Source organism: Rhodococcus phenolicus (genome assembly GCF_001646785.1).
Classification (GTDB): domain Bacteria; phylum Actinomycetota; class Actinomycetes; order Mycobacteriales; family Mycobacteriaceae; genus Rhodococcus; species Rhodococcus phenolicus.
In genome coordinates this window covers 1-16,967 of record NZ_LRRH01000053.1, presented here as the reverse complement: position 1 = coordinate 16,967, position 16,967 = coordinate 1, and the positions used below count along the sequence as shown (strand labels likewise).

The window sequence follows — 16,967 nt, the reverse complement described above, 5'->3', positions numbered from 1 at the left end:
TGACGTCTCGATGTCGCCGACCGGTTCGGTCCGGTGCCTCGACGATCGCGGTGAGGATCCTGCGGAACCGGTCGGCGAAGGAGACCACGGTGTCCGGGTCGAACAGGTCGGTGGCGTAGGTGAACGCGGCCCGCAGCCCGGCCGGTCCGTCCGCCCCGGTGGTTTCGGCGATCGCCAGTTGCAGGTCGAAGTGCGACAGCGCCGGCTCGAGGTCGAGGACCGTGGCGGTCAGGCCGGGCAGCACCACCTCGGGGCGTTCGATGTCCTGGAATTCGAGCAGCACCTGGAACAACGGTGAGTAGGCGGTCGAGCGGGGCGGATCGAGCACCTCGACGAGACGCTCGAACGGGATGTCGGCGTGGGTGAACGCGGACAGGTCGGTGGTGCGGACGCGCCCCAGCAACGCGGTGAACGATTCCCGGTCGTCGACGCCGGTGCGCAGCACCACGGTGTTGACGAACATGCCGACCATGTCGTCGAGGGCCCGGTCGCCGCGGCCGGCCACCGGGGTGCCGACCACGATGTCGCTGGAGGTGGACAGCCGCGCCAGCAGCACCGACAGTGCCGCGTGCACCACCATGAACAGCGACGCGTCGTGGGTGCGGGCCAGGGTCTGCAGGGCCCGGTGCGTGTCGGCGTCGACGGTGAACGGGATGCGGGCGCCGCGCTGGCTCTGTTGCACGGGCCGCGGCCGGTCCAGGGGAAGTTCGAGCAGTTCGGGGACCGCATCGAGATTCTCACGCCAGAACGCGAGCTGACGTCCGGCGGTGGAGCCGGGATCGTCGTCGTCCCCGAGGACCGCGTGCTGCCACATCGTGTAATGCGGATACTGCACCGGCAGCGGCGCCCAGTGCGGGGGCTCGCCGACGCTGCGGGCGGTGTAGGCGGCGATGACGTCGCGGGCCAGCGGCAGCATCGAGAAACCGTCGGCGGCGATGTGATGCACGACGAGCACCAGAATGTGTTCGTGCTCGTCGACGGCGAACAGCGTCAACCGCACCGGGACCTCGGTCGCGACATCGAAGCCGGCGGACACCGCCGCGGTGATGTCGGGAGCCGGATCGGTCCGGTCGGTGACGGTGGCGACGGTCAGTTCGGGCAGCGCCGCGGTCGCGGACACCACCACCTGGGTGGGACCGTCGTCGGTGAGCGGGTAGCGGGTGCGCAGCGAATCGTGGCGCAGGGCCACGTCGGCGAGCGCGTGGCGCATCGCGGACACATCCACGGTGCCGGTCAGGCGCAGCGCCACGGCGATGTTGTAGGCCGGGGACGTGGTGTCGAACTGGTTGATGAACCACATGCGCTGTTGCGCCGGGGACAGCGGGATGGTCTCGGGCAGTTCGACCGGCTGCAGCGGCGGGCGGGCCGGGCGCAGCGCGGTGTCGTCGCCGAGTTCGAGGCGCGCGGCGAGTTCGGCGACGGTGGGGCTGTCGAACAGATCGCGCACCCCGATGTCGGTGCCGAGCCCGGCGGAGATGCGCGCGGCCAGCCGCATCGCGAGCAGGGAGTTGCCGCCGAGATCGAGGAAATTGTCGTGGACGCCGACCCGGTCGGTGCCGAGCAGGTCCGCGAAGATCGACGCGAGCAGCTCCTCGACGGTGCTGCGCGGCGCGGTGGGGTCGGTGGGTGCGGCCGGCTCGGGGGCGGGCAGTGCGCGGCGGTCGAGTTTCCCGTTGGGGCCCACCGGCATCCGGTCCAGCACCGTGATGTGGGCGGGCACCATGTAGTCGGGCAGGCGGCCGGCGGCGAACGCGGTCACCGCGGCGGGGTCGACGCGCTGCCCGGCGGTGGGCACGACGTATCCGAGGAGCCGGTCGTCGGCGCCGTGGTGGACGAGCACCGCGGCCTGGGCGATGTGCTCGTGGGCGCGCAGGGCCTGTTCGATCTCGCCGAGTTCGATGCGCTGGCCGCGGAGTTTGACCTGGAAGTCGCTGCGGCCGAGGTAGCGCAGCGCCCCGTCGGCACGCCAGGACACCAGGTCGCCGGTGCGGTACATGCGGTCGCCGGTGCCGTGCGGGTCGGCGACGAACCGGTCGGCGGTCAGATCGGGGCGGGCCAGGTAGCCGCGGGCCAGCTGGATGCCGGACAGATACAGTTCGCCGACACCGCCCACCGGCACCGGCTGCAGGCGGGCGTCGAGGACGTGGACGCGGGTGTTCCACACGGGGGTGCCGATGGGGACGTCGCCGGTGTCGGCGGCGGTGACGTGCCAGGCGGTGACGTCGACGGCGGCTTCGGTCGGGCCGTACAGGTTGTGCAGGGCCGCGCCGGGCAGGGCGCCGCGAGCGGCGGCCGCGGTTTCGGCGGGCAGCGCCTCGCCGCTGCAGAACAGCAGTCGTAGTGAGGCGCAGCGCTGCGGGGCGGTCGCGTCGACGAACACCGCGAGCATCGACGGCACGAAGTGCGCGACGGTGACCCGGGTGTCTTCGATCAGCCGCGCCAGGTAGGCGGGATCGCGGTGCCCGTCGGGGGCGGCGACGATCAGCCGCGCCCCGGTCTGCAACGGCCAGAAGAACTCCCACACCGATACGTCGAACGTGGCGGGTGTCTTCTGCAGCACGGTGTCGGTGTCGTCGAGCGGGTAGGTGTGCTGCATCCAGCGCAACCGGTTGACGATTGCGGCGTGCGTGACGGCCACGCCCTTGGGCCGGCCGGTCGAGCCGGAGGTGTACAGGACGTACGCCAGGTCGTCGGGACGCAGCGGTGCGGTGCGCTCGGCGTCGGTGACCGGGGTGAGCGCGTAGCCGGCGGTGTCGAGCCGGTCCAGGTGCACGATGCGGGAGGTGCCCGGCAGGTCGGCGTGGTCGGCGGTGGTGGTCAGCACGCACGCGGGGGCCGCGTCGGCCAGCACGTAGCCGAGGCGATCGGCGGGATGCTCGGGGTCGAGCGGCAGGTGGGCGGCACCGGCCTTGTCGACGGCGTACATGCCGACGAGCAGCTCGACCGACCGGTGCATCGCCAGTCCCACGATGTCGCCGGGGCCGACACCGAGGCCGACGAGGTGCCGGGCCAGACGGTTGGCGCGGGCGTCGAACTCGGCGTAGGTGAGGGTGGTGTCGCCGAACACGACGGCCGGGGCTCCGGGGGTGCGGGCGACCTGGGCGGCGAACAGATCGGCGAGGGTGACGTCGGGCCGGGGAACGTCGGTGGCGTTCCATTCGCCGAGGATCCGGGTGCGTTCGTGGGGGGTGAGCAGGTCCAGGTCGCCGAGCGGTGCGTCGGGGGTGTCGACGGCGGCGGTGAGCAGGCGCACGAACCGGTCGGCGAACGCGGCGGCCGTGGACCGGTCGAACAGGTCGGTGGCGTAGGACAGGGCCCCGCTGAGCGCGACCGGGCTGCCGTCGTCGCCGGGCACTTCGGTGAGCAGCAGATGCAGGTCGAACTTGGTGGTGTCGGTTGGGATCTCTGCGACGTCGACGGACAGGCCCGGCAGCGTGAGGTGCGCGGCCTCGTTGTTCTGGAAGGCGAGCATCACCTGGAACAGCGGTGAGTACGCCGCGGACCGTCCGGCGGCTACGGTGTCGACGACCAGCTCGAACGGCACGTCGGTGTGGTCGAAGCTGTCGAGGTCGACGGCGCGGACGGCGTTCAGGTGCTCGGTGAAGGACCGGCCGCCGGACACGGGGGTGCGCAGCACGACGGTGCCGACGAACATGCCGACCATGTCGTCGAGAACGCGGGCGCCCCGGCCGGAGACGGGACTGCCGATGCTGATGTCGTCGCTGCCGGTCAACCGGGCGAGCAGTGCCGCGAGCGCGGCGTGCACCGTCATGAACGGCGTCGCCGAGTGGGCCTGCGCGAGCGTGGCGACGCGCCGGTACAGGTCCGGGTCGATGTCGAAGCGGACCGTGTCGCCGCGGAAGGACTGCTGCGGGGGTCGCGGGCGGTCCGTCGGCAGCGACAGCAGTTCGGGGGCGCCGGCGAGCCGGGCACGCCAGAAGCCGAGTTGGCGCGCCGCCACCGACTCGGGGTCGGCGGGGTCGCCGAGCCAGTCGCGTTGCCACAGTGCGAAGTCCGCGTACTGCACCGGCAGCGGCGCCCAGATCGGTGCGTTGCCGGTGCTGCGTGCCAGGTAGGCCGACATCACGTCGCGGGCCAGCGGCGCCAGGGACGCACCGTCGGCGGCGATGTGGTGCGCCACCACCGCCAGGACGTGGTCGTCGGGGCGCAGCGCGAACAGCGCCGCCCGCAAGGGCAGGTCGGTGGAGACGTCGAATCCGGTTGCCGCGCACTCGGTGACGGCGGTGTCGACCCGGTCGGCGGCGATCGGGACCGGCGTCAGGTCGGGCACGGTGTCCGGCGGCAGGACGAGCTGGACCGGACCGTCGGCGGTGGCCGGGTACACCGTGCGCAGCGACTCGTGGCGGGTCACCACGTCGCGGACGGCCGCCGACAGCGCGGCGACGTCGAGCCGGCCGGTGAGCCGGATCGCCATCGGAATGTTGTAGGCGGCGGAGGTGGTGTCGAGCTGGTTGACGAACCACAGTCGTTGCTGCGCCGCGGACACGGGGATCGGGTCCGGGCGGGGGCCCGCGACCAAGGGAGGCCGGCCGACGGCGCCGGTGGCGTGCAGCGCCGCCGACAGGGCACGGACCGTGGGCGCTTCGAACAGGGCGCGCACACCCAGATCGGTGCCGAGTGTGGTGTTGATGCGCGCCAGCACCCGGGTGGCGATCAGGGAATTGCCGCCGAGGTCGAAGAAGCTGTCGTCGATGCCGACCCGGTCGATGCCGAGCTGATCGGCGAACACCTCGGCCACGGCCCGTTCGGTGTCGGTGGTCGGCGCGGTGAAATCGGCGCCGGAGGCGAACACCGGGTCGGGCAGGGCACGGCGGTCGAGTTTGCCGACCGGGGTCAGCGGGATCTCGTCGAGCACCGTCACCGCGGCGGGCACCATGTGCGCGGGCAACCGGCGGCCGACGTGGGCGAGAAGCGCAGGGACGTCGACGGTGTGTCCGGTCTCGGGGAGCACGTAGGCGGCGAGCAGGGTGTCACCGGACGGTGCGGTGCGTCCGAGGGTGACCGCGAACGCGATGTCGTCGTGGTCGGCCAGTACCGCGTCGATCTCGCCGAGTTCGATGCGGAACCCGCGGATCTTCACCTGGAAGTCCGAGCGGCCCAGGTATTCGGCGGTCGCGCGGTCGCCGTTGGGACGCCACCGCACCACATCGCCCGTGCGGTACATGCGGGAACCGGGGATGCCGTACGGGTCGGCGACGAACCGGGTGGCGGTCAGCCCCGGGTTGCCGTGATAGCCGCGGGTGACGCCCGGTCCCCCGATGTACAGTTCGCCGGCGAGCGTGGACGGCAGCGGATGCAGGCGCGCGTCGAGGACGACCTCGTTGACCCCGCACACCGGGGTGCCGACGGTGACCGGCGCGCCCGCCACCAGCGAGGCGATGTTCACGACGACGGTCGTCTCGGTGGGACCGTACCCGTTGAACATGCGACTACGCGGTACCCACCGGGCCACCAGCTCCGGCGGGCACGCCTCCCCCGCGACCGTCACGACCTCCACGTCGACCGCCGCCGGATCGACGGAGGCCAGCGCCGCCGGGGTGGCGAACGCGTGGGTGACCCGTTCCTCCCGCCAGATGCGTGCGAGCTCGTCGCCGCCGTACACGGTGCCCGGCACGATCACGAGAGTGGCACCGATACCGAACGCGGTCATGTACTCGAAGATCGACGCGTCGAAGCTCGGCGACGAGAAGTGCGAGACCCGGGCGGTCGGTGGTGGCGCCAGCCGGTTGTGCAGCGAGGCGGACAGGTTGGCCAGGCCCCGGTGCGGGACGACGACGCCCTTGGGACGGCCGGTGGAACCGGAGGTGTAGATCAGGTAGGCCGGATGCTCGCTGTGCAGCTCCGCGCGACGATCGAGGTCGGTCAGCGGCAGCGGAGACGCCGCGTCCACCCGCTCCCGGAACTCGGGTCCGTCGATCACGAACCACGGCACCGACCCGGGAAGCTCGCCCAGGTGCGCGGTGGACGTCAGACCCAGCAACGCACCGGAATCGGTGAGCATGTATTCGATGCGGTCGTTCGGGTAGGCGGGATCCACCGGCACGAACGCAGCGCCCGACTTGGCGACCGCCCAGATCGCGGCGACCGATTCGAGCGACCGCGCCATGCCGAGGGCGACGAAGGTGTCCGGTCCCAGGCCGGCGTCGACGAGCACCCGCGCCGCCCGGTTGGACCACTCGTCGAGTTCGCCGTAGGTCACGGTCCGTCCCCGGTACGACAATGCCACGGTGTCCGGCACGATCGCCGCCACCGAGGTGAGCAGTTCGTGCAACAGCTGCGGCGACATCGTCGGCCGTCCCCGCGCCGGGACCAGCCCGGCCAGGTCGGCCGCGGCGACGAATTCGATGTCCCCCACCGGCACATCCGGATCGGTGACCACCGCGGTGAGAATGCGGGACCAGCGGTCGAGGAGATCGTGGATGGTGGCGTCGTCGAACACCTCGTCGGCGTACATGCACTGCACGCGCAGGGTGTCGTCGCCGGCGGGCGTGACGCGCAGCGCGACATCCACCGGCGCTCGCGTTCGCTCGGCTGCGTCGGGTCCGCCGACTTGCAACGACACCGGCGATACGAGATCGCCGGCACGGTCCAGTACCTCCGCGGTCACGTCGGCATGGGCGATCGCGTCCGCGGTGACGGTGCGCACCCGCGCGAGGACGGCGTCGAACCGCTCGGCACCGGACATCGGAATTCGCAGGGGCAGCACCACCGACCCGAACGGCATCCCGACGACGGTGTCTTCGGTGCCGGTCGACCGGGCGACGAGCACCGCCAGCGCCGCGTACAGCACCTGCGGCAGGCTTTCCCGGTCCCCGGCGAGAGCGGTGAGCGCGGGCAGATCGGCGGGCACGGTGGTGTCGAGCTGGGCGGCGCCGGAGGGGTGTGCGGGGCGGCGCCGCAGCGAGGGCAGTTCCAGCCGTTCCGGGGCGCCGGCGAGAGTGCGTTCCCAGAAGGAGGTGGTCGCCGCGGTGCGGCGGACCTGCCTGCCGATCCCGGCGGAGGCCGGGTGGATGGACTCGACCGTGGTATCCGATGCGGCCCGGACGAATTCGTCGAGCAGATCCACGAACCGTCCGTGGTGCTCGCCGAGTTCGACTTCGTCGTACCGGTTCGGATTGCCCCGGAAGTCGACGAACGTGCGGGCCGGCGTCCCGGACTGGTAGATGTTCACCAGCAGGTCCTCGACGGGACCGGAGGTCATGATGTGGAACTCTCCGCGGAGCGGGCCGAGCTGGATCTGCTGGTGGAACAACATGATGTTGATCTGGGGTCCGGCGTAGCGGTGGCTGTCGCCGGCCGCGCCGGTTTCGCGGCGCACGTCCTCGAGGCTGCACCGCTGGTGGCGGAGCGCTCCGGTCAGTTCGAGCTGGACCCGGCCGACCAGTGTTTCCCGGGTGTCGCCGGTCTCGATGCGCACGCGCAACGGCACGGTGTTGACGAGCATTCCGCCGGAACGCCGCACCAGCGCGGTGGTGCGCGCCGAGACCGGCAGGTTCACGACCACATCGTCCTGGCCGGTCAGCCGGGACAGGTAGGTGGCGAACGCGGCGACCACGACCGCGGTGGAGGAGGACGCGGTGCTGCTCTCCGTGGCGGTCAGGTGCTGCACCAGATCCTCGGGCAGGGCCGTGCCGGTCAGGGTGCTGCGGGCCGCGGTCGGTGCGGCGCGCTGCGCGAGGGTGGTGCCGTTCTCCATGCCGGCGACCCGCTCGACCCAGTAGTCGCGGTCGGCGGTGTACCGCGGCGACTCACGGTAGTCGCGGTCCCATTCGTAGAGGGTCCGCAGGTCCGCGGCCCGCGATGGGCCGGCGTCGCGACCTTCGGCCGCCGCGGTGTACAGCTCGGCGATCCGGTTGACCATCGTCATCGCCGCATAGCCGTCGAGCGCGACATGGTGGATCCGGCTGTACCACAAGCTGTGCCGGTCGCCGACGCGCAGGATCGCCATCATCACCAGCACGTCGCGTGCGAGATCGATCGGGGTGGCGTAGTCCTCGTTCATCCACGCCTGGGCCGCGGCGAGCGGGTCCGGATCGTCGCGGAAGTCGAGCACCGGGATCACGTACTGCCGGACGGCCGGGTCGACGACCTGGAACGGCTCACCGTCGTCGTCGAATATCTGCAGGTACGCGGACTGGAACTCGTCGGCGGCGAGGTGCGCGACCCTGCACAGCAGGTCGATGTCGAGGTCGCCCGGCAGGTCGACGTACTGAGCGATGCAGATCGGGACGTCGGGGGCCATCTGCTGGGCAAACCAGATCGAACGTTGCGCGGAGGACAGAGGGAAGGATTCCGGCGGCGTCTGCTGGCGAGGCTCTTGCAACAGAATTCTCCCCTTCAAGAAAGCGATTCCGGAACGGGCCTGCGCGTCCCCCGACACAAGTTGCAGGCTCGACCTCGTCGAATCGACGGTGGTGTTGCTCTCTCTCGTTTCGATCGTCCGCGTCCTGCAGGCGCTGTCAAGGCATTTGCGGCCGTGGACGCTCCTCAAGCTAGACCATCACCGAACCCCAGGACGCAAAACCGGCACCGGAATTCACTCCCGACACGGGGCTCGAATCCGAATCGATATTCCACCCCGACATACCGGGTGTATATTCCGAAATGTCTCCGGTTTGATATCACTTTTCGATAGCGATTGGATCACCGGAAGATCTCGCAACTCCGATTGTCTGTTCTGTGACGGGATGTAACGCGAATTTCCCGAGTGACGAGCCGCGCCCCACTATTCTCGGGCGCACCGGACAAGCCCCACGTACGCATGCGCGAACCCCGAAGGAGCACGAGATGCCGCGTCGATGGACCGTTCGATCGCTCTGCACCCTGTTCGCCGCGACGGTCGCCGTCGCGCTGCCCGCGCACGCGAGTGCGCAGCCGGCCCCGCCCGGGCTCGCGCCCGACGCCCTGCGCGTCGCCGCCACCGCCGACTCCCCCGACACCGCCGCTGCCGTCGACGCGCTGTTGGACGCCGCGAAGAACCCGGCCGGCATCATCGAGGACCTTCTCTACCCGCCGCGCAACACACCACAACCCTTCATGGAACCGGCACCGACCTTCGGCCTCGGCTGCGGCGGCGGCATCACCCCCTACGCCATGACCACCGGGTGGGCGCAGCCCGGTCCGAACGTCAACCCGGACGTGGCGATCGGACAGCTCAAGATCTTCGTCTCGCCCACCATCCCGGTGCAGCCTGCCCGCGCTGACCTGAAGTTCGTGTGGCTGAACATGGACAACTTCCGCGGCGGCATCGAAACGCTCGACGACACGATCGGCGGCGTGCCGCAGCTGTCCAAGACCGTGAACACCGGGACCGGCCCGGTCCTGTCCGCGTTGTTCGGCTCCGTCGAATACGTCAACGGCACCTTCTGCCAGGTGGTCTACACGATGGGTGGCTTCTTCGCCTGACGGCGAGCGCGGGTGACGTATTCGCCCGACCGCTCTTCCCCGGGGAGGCCGCGGTCAGCGGATCCGCTCGGCGGCGCGGGCCACCCGCAGCAGCTCGGCGCACAGTTCGCCCAGCTCCTCGGCGCCTGCGCCCTCGGCGACCGCCGTCGCGACGTCCTCGGCGGCACAACGTACCTCGAACGCACGATCCGCCAGCGCCACCGCCTCCTCGGCCGAGAGCACGACCGCATCCTCGGGCAGGCCCGCGTCACGGGTCAGGGCGCGCTGCTCGTAGGCCCGTTGCCGGCAGGAGCGCCGGCAGTAGCGGCGGCGGCGACCCACACCGGCATCGGGGACCGGCCGACCGCACCAGAGGCAGCTCTCCGGTTTGCGTTCACGTCCGGTCATGGGCCGACACCTTACCGGCGCCCCGGCGGCGGCCGGTAAAATGATGCATCCCCGTGCGCCGCGGGCTGCGGGAACGGATTCGGCCGCGTCGACGTTGTGCATACAGAGACGCACCGACGCCCGGTCGTTCGTTCGCCGGCCCGACGGCGATCCACCGGGCGGAGCACACAAGTGAGAGGACACCACCATGGCAGATCGTGTACTGCGAGGCAGCCGGCTCGGAGCGGTGAGCTACGAAACCGATCGTGACCACGATCTGGCGCCCCGCCGCATCGCGCGCTACCGCTGTGACAACGGCGAGGAATTCGACGTCCCGTTCGCCGACGAGGCCGAGATTCCCGGTACCTGGATCTGCAAGAACGGACTCGAAGGCACCCTCGTCGAGGGCGCCGCCCCCGAGCCGAAGAAGGTCAAACCGCCGCGCACGCACTGGGACATGCTCCTCGAACGCCGCTCGATCGACGAGCTCGACGAATTGCTCAAGGAACGCCTGGAGCTGCTCAAGACCAAGCGTCGCGGAGCCTGACCGGACGGCTCGGCCGAGCCGCCGGAACTCCTCCGAATGCCGCCCCGTGGGACCACCCACGGGGCGGCATTCGTCGTCTTTCCGGGCGGAGTGTGAAGGCCGCGACGCGGGCACGCCACAATACGATCAATCGAGAGCATCATGATCGTTTCGCATGTAATTATGAGCGCACTCCGATCGATATTCGAAAGCGACGACTCGTACCGCGCGAATCCCCAATTCCCGAGCGAATTCCGGATTTGCCGCACCAGGGGGTGACGGCCGATGAACGACAGCCACGCACCGGAACCGGAAGTGGAACTCGCCAGGCTGCGCGCGGAATTGGACCGTGTCGACGGCAGGCTGCTCGACGACGTGCGCGACCGGCTGAACATCATCGCGCGGATCGCCGAGCTCAAACAGCGCCACGCCATCCCCGTGATGCAGCCCGCACGGATGCAGAAAGTTCACGAGCGCGCCGCGGACTACGCCCACCGCAACGGGTTGTCCACCGAATTCCTGCGCGATCTCTACGCGTTGCTGATCGACGAGGCATGCCGGGTCGAGGACCTCCACGTCGACGGCGACTCCCCCACGCAGCGCCTCGCCGACATCGGCGAGCCCCGGAACTGAGGCTGCCATGCCCACCGACGCACGGCCCACCCGCACCCTCCTCGTCGACAACTACGACTCGTTCACCTACAACCTCTACAGCCTGCTGACCGAGGTCAACGGTGTGCCGCCGACCGTGGTGGCCAACGACACCCCGTGGGACCACATCGCCCCGGCCCGCTTCGACAACGTCGTCGTCTCGCCCGGGCCCGGCCGGCCCGACCGGCCCCGCGACTTCGGGATCAGCGCCCGCGCCCTGCTCGACGGGGGCCTGCCCGTCCTCGGCGTGTGTCTCGGCCACCAGGGGCTGTGCCACCTTTTCGGTGCCCCGGTCGTGCAGGCCCCCGAACCCGTGCACGGGCGCCTGGCCCGCATCGTCCACACCGGGACCGGGCTGTTCGAGGGCCTGCCCCCACGGTTCGCAGCCGTGCGCTACCACTCGCTGATCGTCGAGCAGGTTCCCGACGAACTCGAGGCGGTCGCGTGGACCGAGGACGGTCTGCTCATGGCTGTCGCGCACCGTACCCGGCCCATGTGGGGTGTCCAGTTCCATCCCGAATCGATCTGCACCGAGCACGGCCGCGACCTGCTGGTGAACTTCCGCGACGCCACCCCCACCCGGGGCCCGATCGTCGTCTCCGCCCAGCAGGACCCGCCCCCACCACAACCGCGGTACCTGATCGAGAGCCGCCGCCTCGATCGCCCCCTCGACCCGCAGGCTGTCTTCGAAAGGCTCTTCGCCGACGGTCCGCGCAGCTTCTGGCTCGACGGCAGCGCCGCGGCCGAACCCGGGTCGCGGTTCACCGTGCTCGGCGACGGCTCCGGGCCCCGCTCCGAATTCGTCACCTACAGCGTCGCCGAAACACTCGTGCACGAACACGCCGCCGACGGCACCGTCACCGAGCACCACAGCACCTTCTTCGACCACATCGACCGGCGGCTCGCCGAACGTCCGGTCGCGCGGCGCGAGGACCTGCCGTTCGCATTCGGTCTCGGCTACGTCGGCTACCTCGGATACGAACTGAAGGCCGACGCCGGCGCCCAGCTCGTCCACACCTCCCCGACCGCCGACGCGGCAATGGTGTTCGCGGACCGGGCCGTCGTTCTCGACCACGATGCCGGGCACTGCTATCTGATCGCGCTGAGCGAGCACCCCGGCGAGCCCGCGACCACCGACTGGTTCGACCGCACCACCGCCGCCCTGGCCGACCTCGACGACGCGGCCGTCCCTCCGCCGCACGCGGTACCGCTGCTGCGCCTGGAACAGGACCATCCGATGCGGTTGCGGCACGACGGCCGGCGCTACCTGGACCTGATCGGTCAGTGTGTCGCCGAGATCCGCAGCGGCGAAACCTACGAGGTGTGCCTGACCAACATGGCCTCGGTCGAGCGCACCATCGACCCGGTCCGCACCTACGAGTGCCTGCGGGAGATCAGCCCCACCCCGTACAGCGCGCTGCTGCGCTTCCCGGAACTGTCGGTGCTCAGCGCCTCGCCGGAACGGTTCCTGCGGATCGGCGCGGACCGCGTCGTCGAGTCCAAACCGATCAAGGGCACCCGGCCCCGCGGAGCGACCGATGCGGAGGACGGGCGGCTGCGGCAGGACCTGCTCTCGAGCGAGAAGGACCGCTCCGAGAACCTGATGATCGTCGACCTGGTACGCAACGACCTGTCCCGGGTGTGTGTCCCGGGATCGGTGCACGTGCCGAAGCTGTTCGACGTGGAAACCTACGCGGCGGTGCACCAGCTCGTGTCCACGGTGCGCGGCACGTTGCGCCCGGACGTGTCCGCCGTGGACTGTGTGCGTGCGGCTTTCCCCGGAGGCTCCATGACCGGTGCTCCGAAGCTGCGCACGATGGAGATCATCGACAAACTCGAGGACGGCCCCCGCGGCGTGTACTCGGGCGCACTGGGATACCTGTCGCCGACCGGCGCCGCCGACCTGTCCATCGTCATCCGCACCCTGGTCGCCACCGACCACGAGGTGACCTTCGGGATCGGCGGTGCCATCGTGGCCCTGTCCGATCCGGACGACGAACTCGACGAAACCCTCGTCAAATCCGTCGCGATGCGGCGTTCCCTGTCCGAAACTCCGCCGCTGTCCGAAAACGCACCGCTGTCCGAGGACTCCGGCCGATGAACCGCGGTCCCGTGGTCGTGGCCGGCGGCGCAGGAGCCGTCGGGAAACTGCTGGTGAGCGCCCTGCGTGCCGACGGCACCGAAGTGGTGGTCCTCGATCCCACACCCCCACCCGACGACGGCACCGCCCTGGCCTCGGACATCACCGCCCCCACCGCCCGCGCCGTCATGGCGCTCCGAGCTGCGTCCACCGTGGTTCTCGCCGTGCCCGAACCGGTGGCGCTCGACGCGATCCCCGCGCTCGGTGAGTTGCTGCGGCCGCACACCCTGCTCGTCGAGACCCTGTCCGTGAAGTCGGCGGTTCCCGCCGCGCTGCACGCCCACGTGCCGGACGTGCAGGCGCTCGGCGTCAATCCGATGTTCGCGCCGTCGCTGGGACTGGCCGGCCGCCCCGTCGTCACGGTCGCGCATCAGCGCGGACCGGCCGTGTCCGCGTTCGTCGCGGACCTGGCCCGGTGGGGTGCGCAGGTGGTGGAACTGTCCGCCGATGAACACGACCGGGTGACCGCGGCGACGCAGGCCCTCACGCACGCCGCGGTCCTGGCGTTCGGGCTGGCCCTGGATCGGCTGCGGGTCCCGGACGTGTCCGCAGCGACCGCTCCGCCGCCGCACGTGCTGATGCGCTCGCTGCTCGCCCGCGTGGGGACCGGCGCCCCGGAGGTGTATCGGGACGTCCAGAGCGGCAACCCCTACGCCGGCGCGGCACGACGGGCACTGCGCGACGGGCTCGCCGAACTCGACGCGGCCGTCGCCGCCGACCCCGCGGCGTTCGCGGACCTGATGGAACGGGCGAGGCGGCCCCTCGGCGGTCGTCTCGAGCGGTACCGTGAGACGTGCGCGCAGGTGTTCGCCGACCTGCCGCAGACGACGGACCGTCCGCCGCCCGGGGAGACAGGGGTGTCGTGATGGCGGAACGTGAGTTCAGCTCGCTGCGGGCCCGACTGCGACCCCCGGCGCTGCCCGACCACGACGTCGCCGATCCGGTCGAGAGCAGCGTGATCCGCGCCCTGACCCGGTCCTGGGGCATCCGCGCGACCGTCAAGAAACGCGAACCCGACCTCGACGACCTGTTCGACCCCGACCGCCGCGACTATCCCGACGAGCTCATTCCGTTCCGCACCCATCGTCGGTATCGGGACCTCGACGAGAATCGTCGTGCCCGGCTGCGGGCCTGGGCGTGGATCGCCTACAACAAGAACGTCGTCGACATCGAGCAGTTCGTCGTCAATCCCGGATTCGCGGCGGTCACCAACGACGCCCTCGGCATCGGGCCGGCCGACACCGTCGTCCTCGGGGTCATGCAGGCCATGGTCGACGAGCAGTACCACACCCTGATGCACCACAATGCGAGCGCACTGACCCGCCGCCGCCGCGGCTGGGTGCTGCCGGAATCGGTGCTGCCCGCGTCCCGGACGGTGCGGGCACATCGGGACGCGGTCGCCGGCGCGGAGTCCCCCCGCGCCGAGGCTCTCGTCCGCCTCGCGTTCACCACGGTCGCCGAAACGTCGATCAGTGCCTATCTCGCGTTGCTCACCGAAGACGACACCCTGCAGCCGGTCAACCGCGCCACCGTGGCGCTGCACCGGCGGGACGAGCTGTGTCATGCGTCGCTCGCGGCGGAGATCCTCCGGATCGTCTTCACCGACCTGGGACGCACCGATCGACGGGTGCTGCTCGACGCGCTCGCCGCCGGCATCGTCGCGTTCACCGGCAGCGACACCGCGACGTGGGCCGCGATCGTCGAGCACGAACGCATTCCCGGTGCTCAGGAGCTGATCGCCGAGACCGCCGCCGCAGCCCGCTCGGAGCGGGTCGTCCAGGATTGCAGCGCCATCCGGTCGCTGTGCACCGAACTCGGAGTCGCGGACGACCTGCACGTCGACTGGTAGCCTTTCGCGCGTTCGACAGTCGTGACGCCGCGAACGATCGTTCGCGGTTGAGCGGAACCGTTACGAACGTTCGAATGGTAGGAAGGGTCGTCGAGTGAGCGAAACCCCGATCGGTCGGAGCCCATCGACCGGTGGCCGCCCCAAGCAGTACGCGAACAGCGCCGAACGCGCCCGGGCCTGGAGGGAACGTCAGAAACAGCAGAAGTCCGGGGCCCCGACGAGGCGTCCCCCGGCTCCGGCCTCCTCACATACACCCGCTGCGGTCCCGGCCACGGCCGTCCGATCGGAACGGACGCCGCCGCCACCCGCACCGGCGCCGGTCGTACCCGCACGACCGCCGGTGGACGGCGTTCTCCGGGCCGAACGCCATGCCGCCAGGGAATCCGCGGCGGAGGCGTGGAAGCGGGTCGGGGAACTCGAAGCCGAACTGCGCGAGGTGCGGGCCGAACTGGCCGAGGAACGGGCCTCCCATCTCGTTGACGCACGTTCGCACATCGCGGAACTGCAGCGCCAGCTCGAGGAACTCCGAAACGAACGTTCGAGGTAGGACCGCAACAACCGTTCGTTCGAACGAACGCGCGGAGGCAAACGATCGTTTGCGTTGCGACACGACGAACGATCGATCGTCCGATCCGGCAGGATTGCGAACGTTCGCCCCCCGGCTCGCGGAGGCCTTCGTCACCCGCACACGACCGGCTCGGTCGGTGAACCGAAACACGCGAGGTAGTGCCACACCTTCTTGATCGTCGGTCCGTCGTAGCTGCCGGCGCGAGCGGCTGTGCCGATCCCCCACGGATCGAGCACACCCGTGCCCGCGATGGCGGCCGCGGCGTCCATGTACGTGCGGCCGCGATAGTTCGGGTACCGGCGCAGCTCATCCACCGTCAGCCGGAATCCACCGTGCCACTCGACCGGAAACGGAAATCGGAGTGCCCTCGTCTCCACCGGGGTGCCGCGGTAGCACGGGTCCAATACGACTGCCTCGACGTCGGTGTCGAGGCGGAGCGGCCCGTGTACCTGGGCCTCGATGTAGTCGTTCAACGGTTCGCTCCCGCCCCGGTCGGCATCGTGCGCGGCGTGCACCGCCGCCATCCGGTGCGCAACGCCGGCCGCCGCCGGTTCGAGGTGGCTGTCCGGGAAGCAGAACGTCGCGCGGGACAACGTCGCGGCGGTCAGCCGGAAATGCGCGGAGCCGAACCGCGGTGCGGCGCCGACCGGATCACGGCGGACGTTCAACGCCCCGTACACGGGTCGCTCGTGTGGCGCGGCGTCGTCGTAGGCGGCGGCGAACATCCGGCTCTCCCACTGCCATCGATCTCCTCCGGGGAACGCGGTCGCTCCCCCGTTGGTCGTCCCGGTCGCGAACTGCGAGTGGTAGACGCCGTCGTCGAGCATGCTCTCGAGGATAGGCCGGTCCCCGGCGAATCGATCCGGGTGGAAGTTGAGGGTGATTCGCAGCCCGGCATCGACCGGGCCTCCGCTCGACCTCGCCGCCACGGCGCGCAGGGCACGCTCGGCCCGCGACGATTCCGTGTTCACCCACGCAGTATGCCCGAATCGCACGGCAACGATGCCGTAGCGTACCGCCATGACCTCCGCCTGCGCGATCTGCGACAAACACCGGGGCGTCGGTCCTCTGGTCGGGCCTCGGGTGTTCGCCGACGACCTCGTCGTCGTGTCGCACCGCCCGCCGCTGCCGGGCGAGCAGGCAGCGGTCCCCGGATACCTGTTCATCGAGACGCGGCGGCACGTCCGTTCCTTGTCACAGCTGGAGGAACACGAAGCGGCCGCGGTCGCGAGTGCCGCGTGGCGGGCGGCTCGTGCTCTGGAATGCGAGCTGGCACCGGCATTCGTGTTCTCGGCGATCGCCGGGCGCAGTGCGCCGCACTTTCACCAGCACGTATTCGTCCGCCCGGCGGGAACACCGGATGCCGTCCCGTGGAACGACACGGACGCGTGGGGCGAACGCCCGCTGCTCGGCGAGCAGAATCAGTAGTGCCCCATAGAGT

The 16,967-nt window shown here is 70.5% G+C and carries 11 protein-coding genes; 8 read left to right on the top strand and 3 right to left on the bottom strand.

Annotation, left to right across the window (positions count from 1 at the left end; all coding sequences use genetic code 11):
- Positions 1-8,263: non-ribosomal peptide synthetase (locus A8G15_RS15355; protein ID WP_156665416.1), on the bottom strand; the 8,263-nt coding region annotated here is incomplete at its 3' end.
- A 545-nt stretch (positions 8,264-8,808) separates the two neighbouring features.
- Between A8G15_RS15355 and A8G15_RS15350 the strand changes: the two genes are divergently transcribed.
- Positions 8,809-9,426: a hypothetical protein gene (locus A8G15_RS15350; protein WP_068161053.1), complete on the top strand. Its 618-nt coding sequence runs from the start codon at positions 8,809-8,811 to the stop codon at positions 9,424-9,426.
- 54 nt (positions 9,427-9,480) lie between these two features.
- Here A8G15_RS15350 and A8G15_RS15345 read toward each other — a convergent pair whose 3' ends face one another.
- Positions 9,481-9,813 carry a hypothetical protein gene (locus A8G15_RS15345; protein ID WP_068161049.1) on the bottom strand — a complete coding sequence of 111 codons (333 nt, stop codon included), beginning with the start codon at positions 9,811-9,813 and terminating at the stop codon, positions 9,481-9,483.
- A gap of 187 nt (positions 9,814-10,000) precedes the next feature.
- Here A8G15_RS15345 and A8G15_RS15340 point away from each other — a divergent pair, with 187 nt between their 5' ends.
- The 6 genes from A8G15_RS15340 to A8G15_RS31865 all read left to right on the top strand — a co-directional run bounded on the left by A8G15_RS15340 (position 10,001) and on the right by A8G15_RS31865 (position 15,505).
- On the top strand, positions 10,001-10,339 hold the full coding sequence (locus A8G15_RS15340) for an RNA polymerase-binding protein RbpA (RefSeq protein WP_068161047.1): 339 nt from the start codon (positions 10,001-10,003) through the stop codon (positions 10,337-10,339).
- 264 nt (positions 10,340-10,603) lie between these two features.
- Positions 10,604-10,951, top strand: coding sequence for a chorismate mutase family protein (locus tag A8G15_RS15335; RefSeq protein ID WP_068161044.1), 348 nt, complete (start codon positions 10,604-10,606; stop codon positions 10,949-10,951).
- Positions 10,952-10,958: 7 nt separating this feature from the next.
- The gene (pabB, locus tag A8G15_RS15330; protein ID WP_068161041.1) at positions 10,959-13,070 is read left to right on the top strand and encodes an aminodeoxychorismate synthase component I; all 2,112 of its coding nucleotides are present in this window, start codon (positions 10,959-10,961) and stop codon (positions 13,068-13,070) included.
- The gene (locus A8G15_RS15325) at positions 13,067-13,975 is read left to right on the top strand and encodes a prephenate dehydrogenase dimerization domain-containing protein (RefSeq protein ID WP_068161038.1); all 909 of its coding nucleotides are present in this window, start codon (positions 13,067-13,069) and stop codon (positions 13,973-13,975) included. The genes pabB and A8G15_RS15325 overlap by 4 nt, the downstream gene beginning before the upstream one ends.
- The gene (locus A8G15_RS15320) at positions 13,975-14,958 is read left to right on the top strand and encodes an AurF N-oxygenase family protein (RefSeq protein WP_068161035.1); all 984 of its coding nucleotides are present in this window, start codon (positions 13,975-13,977) and stop codon (positions 14,956-14,958) included. Before A8G15_RS15325 ends, A8G15_RS15320 begins: the two co-directional genes overlap by 1 nt.
- A 340-nt stretch (positions 14,959-15,298) precedes the next feature.
- Positions 15,299-15,505: a hypothetical protein gene (locus tag A8G15_RS31865; protein ID WP_245687861.1), complete on the top strand. Its 207-nt coding sequence runs from the start codon at positions 15,299-15,301 to the stop codon at positions 15,503-15,505.
- A 131-nt stretch (positions 15,506-15,636) separates the two neighbouring features.
- Here the strand turns inward: A8G15_RS31865 and A8G15_RS15310 are convergent, their stop codons facing one another.
- On the bottom strand, positions 15,637-16,497 hold the full coding sequence (locus A8G15_RS15310; RefSeq protein WP_068161056.1) for a DUF3626 domain-containing protein: 861 nt from the start codon (positions 16,495-16,497) through the stop codon (positions 15,637-15,639).
- 49 nt (positions 16,498-16,546) lie between these two features.
- Between A8G15_RS15310 and A8G15_RS15305 the strand changes: the two genes are divergently transcribed.
- Positions 16,547-16,954, top strand: coding sequence for an HIT domain-containing protein (locus A8G15_RS15305; RefSeq protein ID WP_082899923.1), 408 nt, complete (start codon positions 16,547-16,549; stop codon positions 16,952-16,954).
- The last annotated feature ends 13 nt before the right edge of the window (positions 16,955-16,967 follow it).